This window comes from Marinifilum sp. N1E240, assembly GCF_009295825.1.
GTDB lineage: Bacteria > Bacteroidota > Bacteroidia > Bacteroidales > Marinifilaceae > Marinifilum_A > Marinifilum_A sediminis.
Window position 1 is genome coordinate 51,589 of sequence record NZ_WHKF01000005.1, and the last position, 19,360, is coordinate 70,948.

Below are 19,360 nucleotides of genomic sequence, written 5' to 3' on the forward strand. Positions count from 1 at the left end.
AGGCTAAGTTCAAAATTTTGTTGTAATTATTTTGGAACTACCTGTTTATAAGGTATACTCTTCATCCAATAAAATCAAGAAAAATACGTCTTATCTATTAGAATATAATTTGCTATTTTTACAGCTCAATTAAAATCAATCGGAATAAAATGTCTGAAATTAATTCAAGTACAGAGATTAATCAGGAATCTAATCTTAAAAAATTCAAGAAACCTTTGATCATTTTTTGGTCTGTTTTTCTTGTGGGGATAATTGCTGTTGTATTATTTTTTGCAGGAGTATCTAGTGGAAAGTTTGGTTTTATGCCAACATTTGAAGAATTAGAGAATCCTAAAAGTAGTCTTGCGACAGAAATTTATACTGTGGATAATGAATTGATTGGAAAATTCTACTTCCAAAATCGATCGTTCATTGAACATGATGAACTATCTCCATTTTTGGTTGATGCTTTAATAGCAACTGAGGATGTTCGTTACGAAACTCATTCAGGAATTGATGTTCGAGGACTTGGTCGTGTTGCTAAGGGTTTGGTTACAGGTAATAAGAATGCTGGTGGAGGTAGTACCATTTCTCAGCAGTTGGCAAAAATGCTTTTTCCTCGCGAAAATTTTAAGAATAAATTGGATATCGTATTCAGAAAGTTTAGGGAATGGGTTATTGCTGTAAAGCTTGAGAGAAGTTATACAAAAGAAGAAATCATGACCATGTATTTTAATAAGTATGATTTCTTGAATTTGGCTGTTGGAATTAAATCGGCAGCAAATGTATATTTCAATACAACTCCTGATTCTTTAAAAATGGAACAGGCTGCCATGTTGGTTGGTATGGCAAAAAATTCATCCTATTTTAATCCATTACGTCGACCTGAACTTACAAAAGACAGAAGAAATGTTGTTCTGGCTCAAATGGTGAAGTATGACTATTTGAAGAAAGAGGTGTATGATTCCTTGAAAACTCTTCCTTTAGGAATAGATTATCAGAAAGTGGATCACAAAAGAGGAATGGCTCCTTACTTTAGAGAATATCTTCGGATGTCGTTAACAGCGAAGAAACCAGAGCGAAAAAACTATCCTTCGTGGAACATAGAAAAGTTTAAGCTGGATTCTTTGGAATGGGAAAGTAATCCATTTTATGGCTGGTGTAATAAAAACCAGAAAGCTGATGGTAGTCCATACAATATATATAGAGATGGTTTAAAAATTTATACAACCATTGACTCGCGTATGCAGAAATATGCAGAGCAGGCTGTAGAAGAACATTTAGGACTGGATCTTCAGAATGCTTTCGATCGAGAGAAACAAAATCATAAGAATCCACCTTTTTCGGATGATTTAAATGATGAAGCTGTAGAGCATCAGCTTGATTTGTCGATTCGTAGAAGTGAAAGGCACCGAGTGCTAAAAAAGAAAGGTTTATCGTTCGAGGAGATTAAAGAGAATTTCAAAAAACCTGTTGATATGAAAATATTTACATGGAAAGGAGAGCGTGATACTATTTTATCACCTTTGGATTCCATGTTGTATTACAAAGGTTTCTTACGTGCTGGTTTCATGTCAATGGTTCCACAAACTGGAGAAGTTCGAGCTTATGTTGGGGGTCCAAATTACAAGCATTTCATGTACGATATGGTTACCTTAGGAAAGCGCCAGGTTGGTTCAACAATTAAACCTTTCTTATATACTTTGGCAATGCAGGAAGGTTTATCACCTTGTGATAAAGTGCCAAATATTCCTCAAACTTTTATTTTACCTGATGGATCGCCATGGACTTCACGAAACTCAACAAGTAAAAAATCTGGTGAAATGGTTACCTTAAAATGGGGACTAGCCAATTCTGTGAACAACATTTCCGGTTGGGTTTTAAAACAATCTACACCAAAATCAGTTGTTTCTATGGCTCATAAAATGGGAGTAGTTAGTAGAATAGATCCTGTTCCATCAATCTTTTTAGGAACTTCTGAAATATCGGTATATGAGATGGTTGGAGCTTACAGTTCTTTTGTAAATAAAGGGGTGTACATTAAACCGCGATTCATTAGTAAAATTGAAGATAGTAAAGGGAACCTTATCGCTCAGTCTGTTCCTCGAAAAAAAGAGGTAATGAACGAGAAAACGGCGTATTTAATGACCAACTTATTACAAGGGGTCGTTAATAGAGGTACCGGTGTACGTTTGCGCTTTACATACAATTTATATAATCCTATTGGAGGAAAAACCGGAACTACGCAAAATCATTCAGATGGATGGTTTATGGGTATTACACCGGAATTGGTATCAGGTGTTTGGGTTGGTGCCGAAGATAGAGCAGTCCATTTTGAAGGTATTTATTACGGTCAAGGTGCCAACATGGCATTGCCAATTTGGGCTTTATATATGAAAAAAGTATATGCCGATAGAGGTTTGGGTATCTCACAAGGTGATTTTGAAAAACCAAGAGGCGTGATTCTGAATTTGGATTGTGAATCAGATTCTAATGAGTCTAATAACAATGAATTACAGGATTCTGAAGATGAAGATTTCTTTTAGAATTCGAACTTGATTTTTATTGAAAAGATCAAATTATTTTATTAAAATTGTAGTGCAATTTAGGTTTCCGATAAGGAAATAATAGGGAATCCTGTTTAAATCAGGAGCTGTCCCCGCAGCTGTAAATTCCGATTCAGTTTTGAATCTGTGTTTTGAACAAATATTCCACTGTCCAAAGTAATCCGGATGGGAAGGAGTTCAAGACCGGAATAAGCCAGAAGACCTACCTTGATTGATGGATTTTAGCTTTCGGGCGAGAAAAGCGGGAAGATTCAATTTATTCTTTCTAATTCCGACGCTAGCAGATTCGAACTGCCATACTCGAATCGAAAAAATTCATAGTAACTGTTTTACTATAGAGGATGTCTTGCCAAGACATCCTCTTTTTTTTATCTAAAAAGTGTTTGGAATACTTGACCAACTTTGCTTACTAAATGTATTTTGATATTGAACTTGGAAATATCCAGACCTTTTGAATTGTATTTTGGAATGAATATTTGCTTGAATCCCAGTTTTTCAGCCTCGCTAATTCTTTGATCAATTCTGTTTACCGAACGAATTTCTCCGGATAAACCAATCTCTCCAGCAAAGCACACTTCTTTAGGAATCGAGATATCGGTACTAGATGAAAGTATGGCAATAATTACAGCTAAATCGATAGCTGGGTCGTTTACTTTTATACCACCTGCAATATTTAGGAATACATCCTTGGTCGAGATTCTAAAGCCTGCACGTTTCTCCAGTACAGCCAATAACATGTTTAGTCTTCTCAAGTCGAAACCTGTTGAAGAGCGTTGAGGTGTTCCGTATGCTGCAGAACTCACTAAGGCTTGAATTTCGATCAGAAAAGGACGCATGCCTTCTATTGATGCTGAAATGGCGGTTCCACTTAAACTTTCATCTTCCTGCGAAAGCAACAATTCTGATGGATTCGATACTTCTCGTAATCCGGTGTGTTGCATTTCGTATATTCCCATTTCGGAGGTGGATCCAAAACGGTTTTTGGTAGAACGTAAAATTCGGTACATGTGGTTTTGATCACCTTCGAACTGAAGAACCGTATCTACCATGTGTTCCAAAATTTTTGGACCTGCCAGATTTCCATCTTTGGTAATGTGTCCAATTAAAAGAACCGGCACCGCTGACTGTTTAGCGAATTGCAACAATTGCGAAGTACACTCACGAATTTGAGAAACGCTCCCAGGTGCGGCTTCTATTTTTTCTGTTGCTAAAGTTTGAATAGAATCGATAACAACAATATTTGGCTTGGTATTTTTAATGTGAGAGAAAATGTTTTCCATTAAAGTCTCACTCACAATTAAGCACTTCTCATTATCAGAATTGATTCTGTTTCCTCTTAGTTTTATTTGCTGTGCACTTTCTTCACCCGAAACGTAAAGAGTTGTGAAATTTTTAAGGTGTAAAGCAATCTGTAAAGCAAGAGTAGATTTTCCGATGCCAGGTTCGCCACCAATTAAAATTAATGATCCTGGAACCAATCCGCCGCCCAAAACTCTATTCAACTCCATGTCTTGAGTGTTGAATCGTTTTTCTTCGGAAGAAGAGATTTCGGAAATTTTAAGCGGTTTGTTTTTAACGCCCTCGTTTGTACCAACAATATTTGTTGATTTTGTTTTCGTAATAATTTCTTCTACAAAAGTGTTCCACTCGTTACAAGAAGGACATTTTCCAACCCATTTAGCAGATTCTACTCCACAATTTTGACAAAACCAGGCACTTTTACTTTTTGCTTTGGCGACCATGCAAATTATTTATTTAGAAGTTTTGATGATTTTATTAATAATTCCTGTTGACGAAAATCCTTCAATAAAATCTAGTGTTTTGATTTCTCCACCTTTTCCTTTCACTATATCATATCCTACAATATCTTCAGCACTGTAATCGCTTCCTTTTACCAAAATATCCGGCTGAACGAAATTGATTAAATCGTAAGGTGTTTGTTCTCCAAAAAAGATGATCATATCGATATAGCCTAATGAAGCCAGGAGTAAGGCACGGGAATATTCATCGTTAATTGGGCGATCAGGACCTTTTAATTTCTGAACCGAAGCATCGGTATTTAATCCCAAAATCATTTTATTTCCCATTGATGCTGCTGAAGTCAGATATTCCAAGTGTCCTCGGTGAACAAGATCGAAACAACCATTGGTAAAAACGATTTTTTCTTCCTTAAATCTCCAGGTTTGCAATAGGTTGAAAGCTTCTTCCTTTTCGAAGAATATTTTATTTTTTATCAATTCAAGTTTATCCATCTGTTTCAAAATTTTCTTAAAGTTAGTTTTTCGAATACATAGTAGCAAGTCATATTCGATATCTCAATTATCGATTAGGGACAACAAAAAAAAGGCTGATCCCGAAAGAACAGCCTTGAACTAGTATTCTAAATAAATTTAAATCAATTTATTGGTAGCAGTATCAGGGAATACCAAACTCGGTTCCCACGATTTAGCCTCCTCAAATTCCATTGAGGCGTACGAAATAATGATGATAACATCACCAACCGCACATTTTCTTGCAGCAGCACCATTCAAGCAAATTGTACCTGAACCTCTTTCGCCACGAATAACATAGGTCTCTAAGCGTTCACCATTGTTAATGTTAACAATTTGAACCTTCTCATTTTCTATTAAGTTGGCTGCATCCATTAGATCTTCATCAATGGTTACACTACCAACATACTGAAGATCTGCACCTGTTACTGATGCTTTGTGAATCTTCGATTTACAAACTTCAATGTACATAATTGCCTCTAACTAATATTAAAAAGTTACATTATCGATCAAACGAATTTTTCCAACCTGAACCGTGATACAACCAACTTTCACATTGTCTTCATCCCAACTATTTATTTGAGTTAAAGTTGTATCATCCACAATTTCGAAATATTCGACCGAAAGATATGGGTTTTTATTGATTTCTTCAACAACCCAATTTTTCAATTGAGTTACATTTAATTCGGCAGCTAAGTTACGAGCTTTAAATAAAGTTTCAGAGATTTTAGAAGCATTTTTTCTTTGGACATCACTAAGTAGCATATTTCTTGAGCTCATCGCTAATCCATCTTCCTCCCGGATAATGGGGCATGGAACGATATTTACGCTTAACTTAAGATCCTTTACCATCTGCTTAATAACAGCTACTTGTTGGAAATCTTTTTGTCCAAAATAGGAGTTATCTGGCGTAACTATGTCGAAAAGCTTACTTACAACCTGTGCAACACCATTAAAATGTCCTGGTCTGTTTTTACCTTCCATAACCGTATCAAGCTGTCCAAAGTTAAAAACACGAGTGTCAGGTTCAGGATATATTTCCTCTACTTCAGGAATAAAAATGATATCAGGATTGTATTTCGATAATTTTTCCAAGTCATCTTCTATGCATCTTGGATAAGTTTTAAGATCATTAGGATTGTTGAACTGTGTTGGGTTCACAAAAATACTTACAATGGTAATGTCATTATTTTTAACCGATTGTTCTGTTAAAGATAAATGTCCCTGATGTAAAGCTCCCATGGTTGGTACAAAACCAATACTCTTTCCTTCCTCCTTAAACTTGCTGATTTTCGCTTTTGTTTCAGCTACAAGTCTTATTATTTCCATCCCGTTCTAATAATCTTATAAAATCGTTTCGATTTTTAATTGTGAGTGCAAATAAAATAAATAAATAATTACAATAGAAATTATAAGTGCATTTAATTGTATTGTAGATGCTTTAAGCTTTGGTAAAGATCACATTTCTGAATTATTTTTATTAATTTTGCGCAGATAATCTGTATTAATATTTAGCGACTATATGGAAAAGACAAAAGTATTGTTTGTTTCACAAGAAATTACCCCTTATTTACCTGAAAGTGAAATGTCTGATATCGGAAGACATTTGCCGCAGGGAATTCAGGAAAAAGGAAAAGAAATCAGAACTTTCATGCCTCGATACGGATGTATTAATGAGAGAAGAAATCAATTGCATGAGGTGATCCGCTTGTCGGGAATGAATTTAATTATTGATGATACAGATCATCCCTTAATAATTAAGGTGGCTTCGATTCAAGCTGCAAGAATGCAGGTATACTTTATTGATAATGAAGATTATTTTCATAGAAAGAAAGTATTGCTTGATGAAAATGGAGCAGGATTTGAAGATAATGATGAAAGAGCAATTTTCTTTGCGCGAGGTGTGCTTGAGACTGTTAAGAAATTAAGATGGGCTCCAGATGTAGTACATTGTCAAGGATGGTTTACTGGATTGCTTCCATTGTATTTGAAAAAAGCTTTTAACGAAGATCCTTTATTTACAGACACAAAAGTTGTATTCTCAATTTACAATGATGAGTTCGAGACTCCTTTTAGTTCTGAATTTAAGAATAAAGCAATTATTGAAGGTGTTGAAGCTGACGATGTAAAAGTTTTAGAGGATGCGAATTACGTATCACTTCATAAATTAGCAATTGATCAGTCGGATGCTATTATTATGGGAAGTGAAACTATTAATGAAGAAATTAAAGCTTATGCTCAGTCAACAGGGAAACCTTTTATGGAGTATAAGAATAAAGAAGAATATATCACTGCTTATTCTGAATTTTACGATGAGTTAGTTGCAGAATAAACAAGATTAGATAAGATTAGAAAATGCATTATTACTACGGTATTAATGCATTTTTTTTATGCCAAATTATTAAGTGTTTAAGTTTGGCGAGTAGCTTAACTTATTGTATTTTTAGGATGAATTTATGATAATTGAAAAAGATTCTACTTTTATTTCTGTAAAACTCTTATAGTAAGGAAAGTATGATTATTTTATTAAGAAAATAAAAATCCGGTTTCGCGTGGTACCGAAATCGTAAATTATGTATTTATGTGTGGAATAGTTGGTTACATTGGAGATAAGGATGCTTATCCCATTCTGGTCAATGGTTTAAAAAGATTGGAATATCGCGGATATGATTCTGCTGGTATTGCATTACGTACAAACCAAACTCAGGTATTTAAGTGTAAAGGAAAAGTTATAGATCTGGAAAATCACGTAAAAGGAAGTGATATTTCGGGATCAATTGGAATTGGACATACTCGTTGGGCAACACATGGTGAGCCTAATGATGAAAATGCTCATCCACATTGTTCGATGAATAATAAATTTACAATTATCCATAACGGGATTATTGAAAATTATTCTTTTCTAAAAGACAAATTAGTAAAACGAGGATATACTTTCCAAAGTGATACCGATACAGAGGTGTTGGCTAATTTGATTGAGTACATCTACCTTAAAGGTGAAGTATCTGCTGAAATAGCAGTTCGTTTGGCGCTTACAAAAGTAGTTGGTGCTTATGGTTTGGTTGTTATCGCCGAAGATGAACCGGATCAGTTGATCGCTGCAAGGAAAGGTAGTCCGCTTGTAGTTGGTGTTGGAAATGGGGAATATTTCCTGGCTTCGGATGCTACTCCAATTATAGAATATACTCAAAGTGTGATCTATTTAAATGATAATGATGTTGCTATTATTAGTCGCGATGAATTGACATTGAAAACAATTCAGAATGATAAGTTAACTCCTCATATTCAGCATCTTGATTTAGATATTGAACAAATTGAAAAAGGTGGTTACGAGCATTTCATGTTAAAGGAAATTTTCGAACAAACCAGTTCTATTCACGATACCATTCGTGGTAGAGTATCTGCTCAAAATAAAGAAGTATTTCTTGGAGGAATCAACGATGTAATTCCAAAATTGGTAAATGCACGCCGAATTTTAATCATTGGTTGTGGTACTTCATGGCACGCTGGAATGGTTGGTGAATATTTGTTTGAAGAATTTGCCAGAATTCCGGTTGAAGTTGAATATGCTTCTGAATTCCGTTATAGAAATCCTGTGATTTTTGAAGATGATATTGTTTTGGCAATTAGTCAGAGTGGTGAAACCGCTGATACATTGGCCGCAATTAAATTGGCAAAAGAATCTGGAGCTACGGTTTTAGGTATCTGTAATGTTGTTGGATCAAGTATTCCAAGAGAGACGCATGCAGGAGTTTATACTCACGCAGGACCAGAAATTGGAGTTGCTTCAACAAAGGCGTTTACTGCGCAAGTTACCGTTCTTACCATGATGGCAATGGTGGTAGGTTACCGAAAAGGTACGCTTGAGAAAGAAGAGTATCACAAATTAATTGAAGAATTTGCAAAGTTACCTGAAAAGATTGGTCGAATTTTAGAGAAAGATCAGGATATTAAGGAACTTTCTAAGAGATATGTTGAATCTACAAATGCATTGTATTTAGGTCGTGGATTTCTTTTCCCTGTTGCTTTGGAAGGAGCACTTAAATTAAAAGAGATCTCTTATATTCATGCAGAAGGGTATCCTGCTGCTGAAATGAAACATGGACCAATTGCTTTGATTGATGAGCACATGCCGGTATTTGTTGCTGCAACCAAGGATAAATCTTACGAGAAAATTGTAAGTAATATTCAGGAGGTAAAAGCGCGTAAAGGTCATGTTATTGCGATTGTAACGGAAGGAGATACTGTAATTGGTGAAATGGCTGATTACGTTATTGAAATTCCTGAAACATTGGAAGCATTGGCTCCTTTATTAACTGTTGTACCATTCCAGTTGATTTCATATTACATTGCTGTATTGCGCGGTTGTAATGTAGATCAACCTCGAAATTTGGCTAAATCAGTTACTGTAGAATAATCTGTATTTTCAGTATATAAAAAGAGCGATGATGATTCATCGCTCTTTCTTTTTATCTGTTATCGTATTGATTTTCGTAATATTTCTCGTAATCGCCAGAAAGAATACGTTCAAGCCAATCTGTATTTTCTAAATACCAATCGATGGTTTGTTCAAAGCCTTCCTCGAACTGAATACTTGGTTTCCATCCCAATTCTTTTTCAATTTTTGAAGCGTCAATTGCATATCTCATATCGTGACCAGCTCGATCTTTTACGTATGTGATTAGTTTTTGAGAAGTCCCAATATCCTGATTCAGCTTTTTGTCCATGATATCACATAGCTTTTTCACTAAATCGATATTTGTCCACTCATTATCGCCACCAATATTATAGGTTTCCCCAATTCTACCTTCATGGTAAATTTGATCAATAGCCAAAGCGTGATCTTCAACAAATAACCAATCTCTAATATTATCACCTTTGCCATATATTGGGAGAGGTTTAGAGTTTTTAATATTGTTGATCACCAATGGGATTAATTTTTCAGGGAACTGGTTTGCACCGTAATTATTAGAACAGTTCGATAGTACAACAGGCAACTTATAAGTATGGAAATAAGCACGAACCAAATGATCGGAACTTGCCTTTGATGCAGAATATGGACTTCTTGGATCGTAAGGCGTTGTCTCGGTAAATTTTCCGGTTGGACCTAGCGAACCATATACTTCATCGGTCGAAATGTGATAAAATTTCTTATCATCCATCTCCCCTTTCCACAATTCTTTGGCAGCATTCAAAAGATTAACTGTTCCAACAATGTTAGTGGTTATAAAGGCAAGAGGATCTGAGATTGAACGATCGACGTGCGATTCGGCGGCTAAATGCAAAACACCATCAAATTTAAACTCTTGAAACAATTCAGTTACAAAAGCCAAATCAGTAATATTACCTTTTACGAAAATGTAATTGGACTTCGAATCAATATCTTTTAGGTTCTCCAAATTCCCAGCATAAGTTAAAGCATCTAAATTGATGATTTGATATTCGGGATATTTGTTAACGAATAAGCGAACTACATGAGATCCAATAAATCCGGCTCCTCCCGTAATTAGAATTTTCTTTTTCATTGGTCGTAATGTTTAAGTGTATGTGATTGTTCTATTTTACTTCTTCTTTCTTTAAGTTTTCTTGCCATTTCCAAGCTGATAACAAGGTATCATCAAGTGTACTTTCCGATTTCCATCCTAAGCTTTTATTTGCAAAGGAGGTATCTGCGTATATTTGCTCAACATCACCAGGGCGACGAGCAACAATTTTATGAGGAACTTTCTCTCCTGTTGATCTTTCAAATCCTTCTATAATTTCAAGAACAGAAACTCCTTCGCCTGTTCCAACATTAAAATATTCGTAATTTGAGTTTTGTTTGTTCATAAGCAATCTCTCTATTGCTACAACATGAGCCTTTGCCAAATCAACTACATTTATATAATCTCTTATACAAGATCCATCGGGAGTGTTGTAATCATCACCAAAAACACTAAGCTCCTGACGGATACCAGCAACAGTTTGAGTGATGAATGGAATCAAATTATTTGGCACTCCAAGAGGCAATTCTCCAATTTTTGCAGATGGATGAGCCCCAATAGGATTGAAATATCTTAGAGCAATTCCGTTTAAGTTTGGATGAGCTTTTACAGTATCTCTAATAATATCTTCACTGATAGATTTTGTATTACCATAAGGTGATTCAGCTTCTTTACGTGGAGTTGATTCTGTAACCGGAAGCTTATCTGGTTGTCCATAAACTGTACATGAAGAGGAAAATACGAGGTTTGGAATGTTATGTTCCTTCATCGCTTCCAACATATTCATCAAGGAATTTAAGTTGTTACGATAATACATTAGAGGTTTTGCAACCGATTCTCCAACAGCTTTATTTGCGGCAAAATGTATTATTGCTTCTAAATTCGGATACTTTTTAAAAAATGCTTCGGTTTCTTCAATTACACTAAGATCTACCTTTTCAAAGATGGGTCTGATTCCGGTAATTGATTCAATACCATCAAGTACTTCAATTTTAGAATTTGATAAATTATCAGCAATAATTACTTCGAAACCATTGTTTTGTAGTTCAACAGCCGTGTGAGAACCTATATATCCAGTACCTCCGGCAACAAGAATTTGTTTTTTCATAATAGTTTTAATGTATCGAATTGATAAGTAAAATTAAGTCGATTTTTATAGATATTCTTATATAATTTAGTTAAATTAATTTTGAAAGCGGAATTCGCTGATTATTAAAAGATTGCTATGTATACGCAAAATATCCATTTGAGTGACATTTATTTTTAATTATATTTGTATACTATGCTTGAAGTATCAAAATATATCGAGGATTTATTATTTGTACACGACTGTGTAATTTTACCTGGATTTGGTGGATTTGTAGCCAATTACAAATCAGCTAAGTTTGAGGAAAATAAGCAAATAGTTACTCCTCCTTCAAAAGATATTGGTTTCAATCGAAATTTGAATCAGAATGATGGTTTATTGGTAAATCATTTGGCTGAATGTGAAAATTTGAACTATGCTGAAGCTGAAAAATCGGTTCAGTTTTTCATCGAAGATATGCGTGTTAGAATTCAACGCGGAGAAAAAGTTGAACTGAATAATATTGGTTCATTTTACAACGATAAAAGGCATAATCTACAATTCGAACCAACGGATAATATTAATTATTTGGTTGATGCTTTTGGATTGGAACAAATTCCTTTTACTCAGTTTAATAAGCCTGTTGAAGAGAGAATTCAAAATATCAGTGTTAAATCTGAAAAAGTAAAAACTTTATTCATCACAAAAAGAATGTGGTATACAGCGGCTGCCGCAGCTTGTTTATTAGCTGTTGCTATTGTTCCAATGAGTACTGAGAACAATTCATTTTTGAATTCGGCATCAATGGGATTTTCAAATGAGAAAACTGATATTACAGAAAAGCATGCCCAATTAAAGCCTCAAATATCACCACTTGAAGAGTTGGTAAAATATGAGCCAAAAATTGGAAAGAAAGCTGTAAAAGTAACATTGAATAAAGTTGAGAGTAATAAATTTTATTTGATTGCAGGAAGTTTTACAACAACCGAAAATGCTAAAATCTTACAAGAGGAGTTGATTTTGAAATCATATCCGGCAGTTATTATTAAGAATAAAAACTTATACTCGGTAGCAATAAATCAATTTAATAGCAGAACTGCTGTTGATAAATTTAAGAAGAAGGTTATTGCTGCAAATCCAAAGGCTTCCTATTGGGTTCTAAAAAAGTAGCAATTCAGCAATATATAAAAAAAGCACTATCAATTGATAGTGCTTTTCTTTTGGATTTATATTTTTATCTGATTTCAGATCCTGGTTTCACAGCTTGATCTGGTGAAACAAATGATAGTTTTCCATCAGCATCTTCAGCCATTAAAATCATTCCCTGAGATTCGATTCCTTTTAGTTTTTTAGGTTCAAGATTTACCAAAACACTTACTTGTTTTCCGATAATCTCTTCAGGTTTATAGTGCTCAGCAATACCTGAAACAATTGTTCTCTGATCGATACCTGTATCAACAGTTAACTTTAAAAGTTTCTTGGTTTTTGCTACTTTTTCTGCTTCAGTAATAGTACCAACACGAACATCCATTTTCATGAAATCATCGAAATTGATATTTTCTTTTGCAGGAGTTACCACTTTGTTAGCTGCTTCATTTGCAGCTTTTGTTGCTAACAACTTGTCTACTTGCGCTTGAATTGTCGCATCTTCAATTTTTTCGAAAAGTAAAGAAGCTTTATTGATCTGATGACCAGCTTCAATTACATTCTCTCCAATATTTTCCCACTCTAAACGCTCAATGTTTAAGAATTCACGTAGCTTGACAGCAGAAAATGGCAAGAATGGTTCTAGAAGAGTTGATAAATTAGCTGAAATCTGTAGACAGATATTCATAATTGTTTTAACTCTCTCTTCATCCGTTTTAACAACTTTCCAAGGTTCGGTATCCGCTAAATATTTGTTTCCTAAACGAGCTAAATTCATCGCCTCTTTTAAAGCTTCGCGGAAATGATAGGTCTCAAGGTTCTTTTCAACCTTTTCTTTAAGAACAGGAATTTCAGCAAGAGTTTCTTTATCGAAATCAGATAGTTCACCTGCAGCAGGAATTATTCCTTTATAGTATTTGTGCGTAAGAACCAATGCACGATTCACAAAGTTTCCTAAAATTGCTACTAGTTCATTGTTATTTCTAGCTTGAAAATCTTTCCAGGTGAAATCATTATCTTTTGTTTCCGGAGCATTTGCTGTAAGAACATATCTCAATACATCTTGTTTCTCTGGAAATTCTTCCAAATACTCATGCAACCATACTGCCCAATTTCGTGATGTAGAAATCTTATCTCCTTCAAGATTTAAAAACTCATTTGAAGGAACATTTTCTGGTAAAATGTATGATCCTTCAGCTTTAAGCATCGAAGGGAAAATGATACAGTGGAATACAATATTATCTTTTCCAATGAAATGAACCATTTTAGAATCATCAGCTTTCCAATATTTCTCCCAATCAGGAGTGTGCTCTTTCGTTGCCGAAATGTATCCAATTGGAGCATCGAACCACACGTAAAGAACTTTTCCTTCTCCACCATCAACAGGTACAGGAACTCCCCAATCCAAATCACGAGTTACCGCACGTGGATGTAATCCGCTATCTAACCACGATTTACATTGACCGTAAACATTTGGCTTCCACTCTTTATGCTCTTCAAGAATCCATTGCTTTAGGTATGGTTCATACTTATCAAGAGGTAAATACCAATGTTTGGTTTCTTTTAATTCGGGCTTGTTTCCTGTAATCGATGATGTAGGATTAATCAAATCCGTTGCATTTAAAGAAGTACCACAACTTTCACACTGATCTCCATAAGCACCTTCATTATTACAATGAGGACAAGTTCCGGTAATATATCTATCTGCTAAAAACTGATTGGCATCAGCATCGTAATATTGCTCACTTGTTTTTTCAATAAACTCACCTTTTTCATGCAATGTTTTAAAAAATTCAGAAGCGGTTTCGGCATGAGTTTTTGAACTTGTACGAGAGTAAACATCAAAAGAAATACCAAATTTCTCAAACGAATCTTTAATGATATTGTGATATTTATCAACAACGTCTTGTGGAGTTATTCCTTCCTTTTTTGCTTTAATAGTAATTGGTACACCGTGCTCGTCCGAACCACCAATTAAAAGAACATCTTCACCTTTCATTCTTAGGTATCTGGTGTAGATATCTGCTGGAACATAAACGCCGGCTAAGTGACCGACATGAACAGGACCGTTAGCATACGGCAAAGCTGTAGTTACAAGCGTTCTATTGAATTTTTTCATTTGAGATTCTATTTTTTCAAAAGGAAAATGCTTTTCTACTTTGAGATCAAATCTTCCTAAGTTAATTTTGGTTATTCTTTTCGGATAAATTCAAGTTTTAGCCGAATTGATCGCAAAGATAAGATAGAATTGCCAAAAAATTTGTTATCCCTTTGTATTTTATTCTTAATTTAAGCTTACTTCTTAAAAAAACTAAATAGATATGTATCAGCCAGCTGCCCTGAAAAAAGGAGATAAAATTGGAATTGTATCACCTGCGGGTAAAATTGAGCCCGATAAAGTGGGGATTGCTGTAAATAAATTAGAATCAGCAGGATTAAAAGTTGTGTTGGGTAAACATGTTTTTGATGAATATCATCAGTTTGCAGGAAAAGATATTGATAGGCTTTATGATTTTCAATCGATGCTGAATGATCCTGAAATTAAAGCAATTTTATGTGCAAGAGGAGGTTATGGAAGTGTTAGGATTTTAGAACATATCGATTTTGATTTGTTTATTCGTAAGCCAAAGTGGATTGTTGGTTATAGTGATATCACAATTTTTCATACTTATTTAAATAATATTCTTGAAGTAGAAAGTCTTCATTCGACAATGCCAATTAACTTTCCAGATCATGGAGAAAATAAATCGGTTAATAGCATGATTAATACTTTGATGGGCAAGATCGAGGATTACGAAATTAAATCTCATGAATACAATAGAATTGGAGATGCTGAAGGTGAATTAATAGGTGGTAATTTATCTATTTTATATAGTCTTAGAGGAACAATTATGGATTTTGAAACCCATGGAAAAATTTTGTTTATTGAAGATGTGGGGGAACAATTGTATCATTTGGATAGAATGATGTTGAATTTGAAAATGGGTGGTAAGCTATCAGGAATACAAGGATTAATTGTCGGAGGCATGAGTGATATGAAGGCAGGAGACCCAAATTTTGGCAAATCTGCATACGAAATAATAGAGGAAGCTGTCGAAAATTATTCCTATCCTGTTGTATATGATTTTCCAGCTGGTCATATTGATGAGAATTGGGCATTACCGATGGGAAGATACTTAAGAATGAAAGTTGGAAGAGATCAAGTGAATTTGGTTTGGGATAAACGATAAATGAAATAAGTATGGCTAACCACAACGAACTGGGAAAACAAGGAGAAGATATTGCTGCAAAATTTCTATTAGAGAAAGGTTATCAGATATTAGATAGAAACTGGATTTACCAGAAGAAAGAGCTGGATATTGTGGCAATAAAAGATGAATATTTGGTTGTGGTTGAAGTAAAGTCGCGATCGACCGATTATTTTGAACACCCAGCTGATGCCGTAACGTTAGCTAAAATTAAGTTTCTGGTTAGAGCAACTCAAGATTATGTAGATTTAAGAGAAATTAAACAAGAAGTAAGATTCGATGTGATTAGTGTGATTAAGCAAGGAAATAAATTCAAGATTGAACACATCGAGGATGCTTTTATAGCACCAGTGGATTAATCGGCAAGATATTTGTCGATAGTGGAAAGTAATTCTTCGAAACGAATAGGCTTAGCCAGATAATCATCGCAACCAGCATCTAAAATTCGTTCACGATCTCCTTCAAGAGCATATGCAGTTTGAGCGATTATAGGAATCTCCTTGTGATTCTTTTTGATTCTACGAGTAGCTTCACAGCCATCCATAATTGGCAAACGAATATCCATAAGTATTACATCAACATCATCTGATACTTCTATAATATCTACAGCTTCCTTTCCGTTTTTTGCCCATAACAACTCCGATTCGGTTCTGCTTAAAGCAGCGTCGAAAAACATATTGTTTATTTCTTCGTCTTCAACAATTAGAATTCTTTTATCCTTCCAATTGTATTTTTGACTATAGCTTATTTGATTCATGATTGAAATCTACGTTTATAAATAAAGCAATTTCCGCTCATTAAATATACGAAATTGAGGTTAGTAAAAAAAAATCATTTTTTTAGTTCAATGGTAAAACTGCTTCTATTTCAGTATAAATAAGCATGGTTTTGTTGATTACAGCTCAGTTTGAGCGTGTTTAGTGATGAATGGAAAATATCAACATAAGAGTCTATTTAGGCATATGTAAGTGAACTCATTTTTATGTTGATAGGACAATAACTTTTTTTGGTGTTCATATGAAGTCATTTTGTCAAAATTTGGATTGCTACTCATAAAAACATGCATTCTTAGGTTCATTTTTAATGATTTCATAACTAAAAATAGCCCTTTAATACAATGTGAATTCGTATTAGTAGAGGTGCTAGTGGAGAAAATCAATCACTAGTGAACTAATAGTTTAAGGAAATCAGTAAAACTAATTATATTTGTTCGTCTTGATTGAAAACTAAATCTAAAAGTGTTGAGGTTATGAACATTGAAGAGTTGAGATTATATTGTCTATCTAAGAAAGCAGTTACAGAAGGATTTCCCTTTGATGAAGAAACACTTGTTTTTAAAGTATTGGATAAGATGTTTTTATTGACCAATATTACAGGAGAACTTTGGATAAATGTAAAATCAGATCCTGAATCTATAATAGAATTAAGAGAGAGGTATTCATCGGTATTACCCGGATATCATATGAATAAGAAATATTGGAACACGGTAATTGTAGATGGTAGTATTACGGATACACTTTTAATTGAATGGATTGATAAATCATATGCTTTAGTAGTTCAGAAAATGCCAAAAAAGAAACAAAAGGAACTTCAAGATAATTAAACAACAACCTTTAATAAAAATTCATGAAAAAAATTATCATTACAAGTATGTGTCTATCCTTATGGGGATTTTCATATACTCAAGCACAAGAGAAATCTGTTGAGGAGAAAAAATTTACAACAGTTACTGAGGTTAAAACAACATCGGTTAAAAATCAGCAAAGTACAGGAACTTGTTGGGCTTTTGCAACAATGTCTTATATAGAAACAGAATTATTGCGCATGGGTGCTCCAGAACTTGATTTATCTGAGATGTATATTGTGCGCGAAGCTTATTCGCAAAAAGCAAAACGTTATTTTAGATTACATGGTAAGGGGAACTATAGCGAGGGCGGACAAGCCCATGATGTTTTAAATGTTGTAAAGACACATGGATTTGTACCAGAGAGTATTTATCAAGGAAATAAATATGGAAGCGATTTTCATATTCATAGAGAAATGGTAAAATCTACCAAAGCTATGATGGATGAAATTGTTAAGAATCCGAATAAAAAAATTACTCCAGTTTGGTTTGAATCTGTTGGTGGTGTTTTGGATACTTATATGGGAAAACTTACTGAAAAATTCACTTATGTTGGGAAAGAATATACTCCTCAATCATTTTCTGAAGAAATGGGATTTAATCCTGATGATTATGTAGAATTAACATCATATAATCACCATCCATATTATGGAAAAATGAATTTGGAAATTCCTGATAATTGGTCAGACGACTTGTATTACAACTTGCCTATTGATGAGTTAATGGAAGTGATGAATAATGCTCTGAATAACGGATTTTCGGTATGTTGGGATGGAGATGTTAGTGAAAAAGGATTTTCTCACCGTAAGGGATATGCAGTATTACCTGCTATGAAGGAAACGGATATGAGTAATTCTGAAATTGCAAAGTGGGAAGACGGTGTTGAAAATAAAACTGAGAAAACTCCGGCTAAACAATTGGAACCTACGGTTGATCAGGATCTTCGACAAAAAACTTTTAATAATTTTCAAACTACAGATGATCATTTAATGCATTTAACGGGTATCGTAAAGGATCAGAACGGAATTGTATACTATAAAACAAAAAACTCTTGGGCTGACGATAGTAATAAATTTGGTGGATACTTAAACATGAGTGAAGCATATGTAAAACTGAAAACTGTTGCTATTATGGTACACAAAGATGCTATACCTAAAAACATTAAAAAGAAACTAGGTCTGTAATTATTGACTTAATCAATTTTAGGGTGCCTATATGGCACCCTTTTTTTATGATCAAATTACAAAGAGATAATCCTGCTTATAAGGTTGTTAGTGATATATGTTGTTTAAACTATATTAATATTTACAAGTGGTCTTTAATTGCATTTCAAAAATTATTTTATAATATTGTCTGACCATTAACCTATTAACTCAATGACCACAATTGCTGACATAGCGATCAATAAATTCCGAAGTGGAAATCAATCTGCCTTCAAGAATTTATATGATAAATATTATAATGCTTTATATTTATTTGGATTAAAGTTTATTCCAAATCAGGATGCAGTGGAAGATTTAGTACAAGAGAGTTTTATAAAAGTGTGGGAAAAAAGAACTTCTTTTTATCACGAAGCTGCTCTAAAAGCTTTTCTATACAAATCTGTTAGAAATGCTTGTATTAATTATTTAGATCATCAAAAAGTTACACGAAAATATGAAAGTCAAGCGGATAAAGATATTTTGAGTCATGACTATTTTCTAAATAATGTAATTGAAGAAGAGGTTAATAGGATAATTTCAGAGACACTTCAAAAACTTCCAGAGTCAGCACGTTTAATTTATTTACTAAGTTTAAAAGGGTTGAAAAATGCTGAAATCGCAGAGGATTTAAGTATTTCGATAAATACAGTAAAAACTCAAAAACAAAGAGCCAGTAAATTTTTAAAAGAGAACTTAAAAGACTTATTTACAATGCTTTATTTTCTTTAAATAGATGATCATCACTATTAGATAATAAAATTTATTATTTCTTGTC

17 protein-coding genes and 1 riboswitch are annotated in these 19,360 nt (G+C 34.0%); of the genes, 9 read left to right on the forward strand and 8 right to left on the reverse strand.

Features of this window, described 5'->3' with window-relative positions:
- Positions 1–149 precede the first annotated feature (149 nt).
- A complete protein-coding gene (locus GCQ56_RS13750) occupies positions 150–2,525 on the forward strand; it encodes a transglycosylase domain-containing protein (protein ID WP_152735056.1) in 2,376 nt (791 codons plus the stop codon).
- Positions 2,526–2,569: 44 nt separating this feature from the next.
- Positions 2,570–2,771, forward strand: a riboswitch (cobalamin riboswitch).
- Between the two features lie 143 nt (positions 2,772–2,914).
- Here GCQ56_RS13750 and radA read toward each other — a convergent pair.
- The 4 genes from radA to panC form a co-directional block, all read right to left on the reverse strand.
- Complete coding sequence (radA, locus tag GCQ56_RS13755; RefSeq protein ID WP_152735057.1) at positions 2,915–4,288, reverse strand: DNA repair protein RadA; 1,374 nt, start codon at positions 4,286–4,288, stop codon at positions 2,915–2,917.
- Positions 4,289–4,297: 9 nt separating this feature from the next.
- Positions 4,298–4,798, reverse strand: a complete 501-nt coding sequence (gene rfaE2, locus GCQ56_RS13760) for a D-glycero-beta-D-manno-heptose 1-phosphate adenylyltransferase (RefSeq protein WP_152735058.1) — start codon at positions 4,796–4,798, stop codon at positions 4,298–4,300.
- A 138-nt stretch (positions 4,799–4,936) separates the two neighbouring features.
- Positions 4,937–5,287 carry an aspartate 1-decarboxylase gene (gene panD, locus GCQ56_RS13765; RefSeq protein WP_152735059.1) on the reverse strand — a complete coding sequence of 117 codons (351 nt, stop codon included), beginning with the start codon at positions 5,285–5,287 and terminating at the stop codon, positions 4,937–4,939.
- An 18-nt stretch (positions 5,288–5,305) separates the two neighbouring features.
- A complete protein-coding gene (panC, locus tag GCQ56_RS13770) occupies positions 5,306–6,145 on the reverse strand; it encodes a pantoate--beta-alanine ligase (RefSeq protein WP_152735060.1) in 840 nt (279 codons plus the stop codon).
- 193 nt (positions 6,146–6,338) lie between these two features.
- On the opposite strand from panC, the gene GCQ56_RS13775 reads away from it, so the two are divergent.
- Together GCQ56_RS13775 and glmS are read left to right on the forward strand one after the other, a co-directional pair.
- Entirely contained in the window at positions 6,339–7,148 is an 810-nt protein-coding gene (locus GCQ56_RS13775) for a glycogen/starch synthase (protein ID WP_152735061.1), read from the forward strand.
- Positions 7,149–7,397: 249 nt separating this feature from the next.
- Entirely contained in the window at positions 7,398–9,233 is a 1,836-nt protein-coding gene (glmS, locus tag GCQ56_RS13780) for a glutamine--fructose-6-phosphate transaminase (isomerizing) (protein WP_152735062.1), read from the forward strand.
- A 52-nt stretch (positions 9,234–9,285) separates the two neighbouring features.
- Here glmS and rfbB read toward each other — a convergent pair whose 3' ends face one another.
- On the reverse strand, positions 9,286–10,341 hold the full coding sequence (gene rfbB, locus GCQ56_RS13785; protein WP_152735064.1) for a dTDP-glucose 4,6-dehydratase: 1,056 nt from the start codon (positions 10,339–10,341) through the stop codon (positions 9,286–9,288).
- A 31-nt stretch (positions 10,342–10,372) separates the two neighbouring features.
- Entirely contained in the window at positions 10,373–11,407 is a 1,035-nt protein-coding gene (gene galE / locus GCQ56_RS13790) for a UDP-glucose 4-epimerase GalE (protein WP_152735066.1), read from the reverse strand.
- Between the two features lie 174 nt (positions 11,408–11,581).
- Between galE and GCQ56_RS13795 the strand changes: the two genes are divergently transcribed.
- Positions 11,582–12,535, forward strand: a complete 954-nt coding sequence (locus GCQ56_RS13795; protein WP_152735068.1) for an SPOR domain-containing protein — start codon at positions 11,582–11,584, stop codon at positions 12,533–12,535.
- A 64-nt stretch (positions 12,536–12,599) separates the two neighbouring features.
- On the opposite strand, the gene metG is transcribed toward GCQ56_RS13795, so the two are convergent.
- Positions 12,600–14,720 carry a methionine--tRNA ligase gene (metG, locus tag GCQ56_RS13800; protein ID WP_370452668.1) on the reverse strand — a complete coding sequence of 707 codons (2,121 nt, stop codon included), beginning with the start codon at positions 14,718–14,720 and terminating at the stop codon, positions 12,600–12,602.
- Positions 14,721–14,832: 112 nt separating this feature from the next.
- Here metG and GCQ56_RS13805 point away from each other — a divergent pair, with 112 nt between their 5' ends.
- Both GCQ56_RS13805 and GCQ56_RS13810 read left to right on the forward strand, forming a co-directional pair.
- Positions 14,833–15,741, forward strand: a complete 909-nt coding sequence (locus GCQ56_RS13805) for an LD-carboxypeptidase (RefSeq protein ID WP_152735072.1) — start codon at positions 14,833–14,835, stop codon at positions 15,739–15,741.
- Between the two features lie 11 nt (positions 15,742–15,752).
- Entirely contained in the window at positions 15,753–16,118 is a 366-nt protein-coding gene (locus GCQ56_RS13810; protein ID WP_152735074.1) for a YraN family protein, read from the forward strand.
- On the opposite strand, the gene GCQ56_RS13815 is transcribed toward GCQ56_RS13810, so the two are convergent.
- Positions 16,115–16,516 carry a response regulator gene (locus GCQ56_RS13815; protein WP_152735076.1) on the reverse strand — a complete coding sequence of 134 codons (402 nt, stop codon included), beginning with the start codon at positions 16,514–16,516 and terminating at the stop codon, positions 16,115–16,117. The genes GCQ56_RS13810 and GCQ56_RS13815 overlap by 4 nt on opposite strands.
- 492 nt (positions 16,517–17,008) lie before the next feature.
- Here GCQ56_RS13815 and GCQ56_RS13820 point away from each other — a divergent pair, with 492 nt between their 5' ends.
- From GCQ56_RS13820 to GCQ56_RS13830, 3 genes are all read left to right on the forward strand, one after another.
- Positions 17,009–17,362 carry an MmcQ/YjbR family DNA-binding protein gene (locus tag GCQ56_RS13820; protein WP_152735077.1) on the forward strand — a complete coding sequence of 118 codons (354 nt, stop codon included), beginning with the start codon at positions 17,009–17,011 and terminating at the stop codon, positions 17,360–17,362.
- A 23-nt stretch (positions 17,363–17,385) separates the two neighbouring features.
- Positions 17,386–18,567, forward strand: coding sequence for an aminopeptidase C (locus tag GCQ56_RS13825; RefSeq protein WP_152735079.1), 1,182 nt, complete (start codon positions 17,386–17,388; stop codon positions 18,565–18,567).
- A 192-nt stretch (positions 18,568–18,759) separates the two neighbouring features.
- Positions 18,760–19,314, forward strand: a complete 555-nt coding sequence (locus GCQ56_RS13830) for an RNA polymerase sigma-70 factor (protein WP_152735081.1) — start codon at positions 18,760–18,762, stop codon at positions 19,312–19,314.
- Positions 19,315–19,360: the final 46 nt, after the last annotated feature.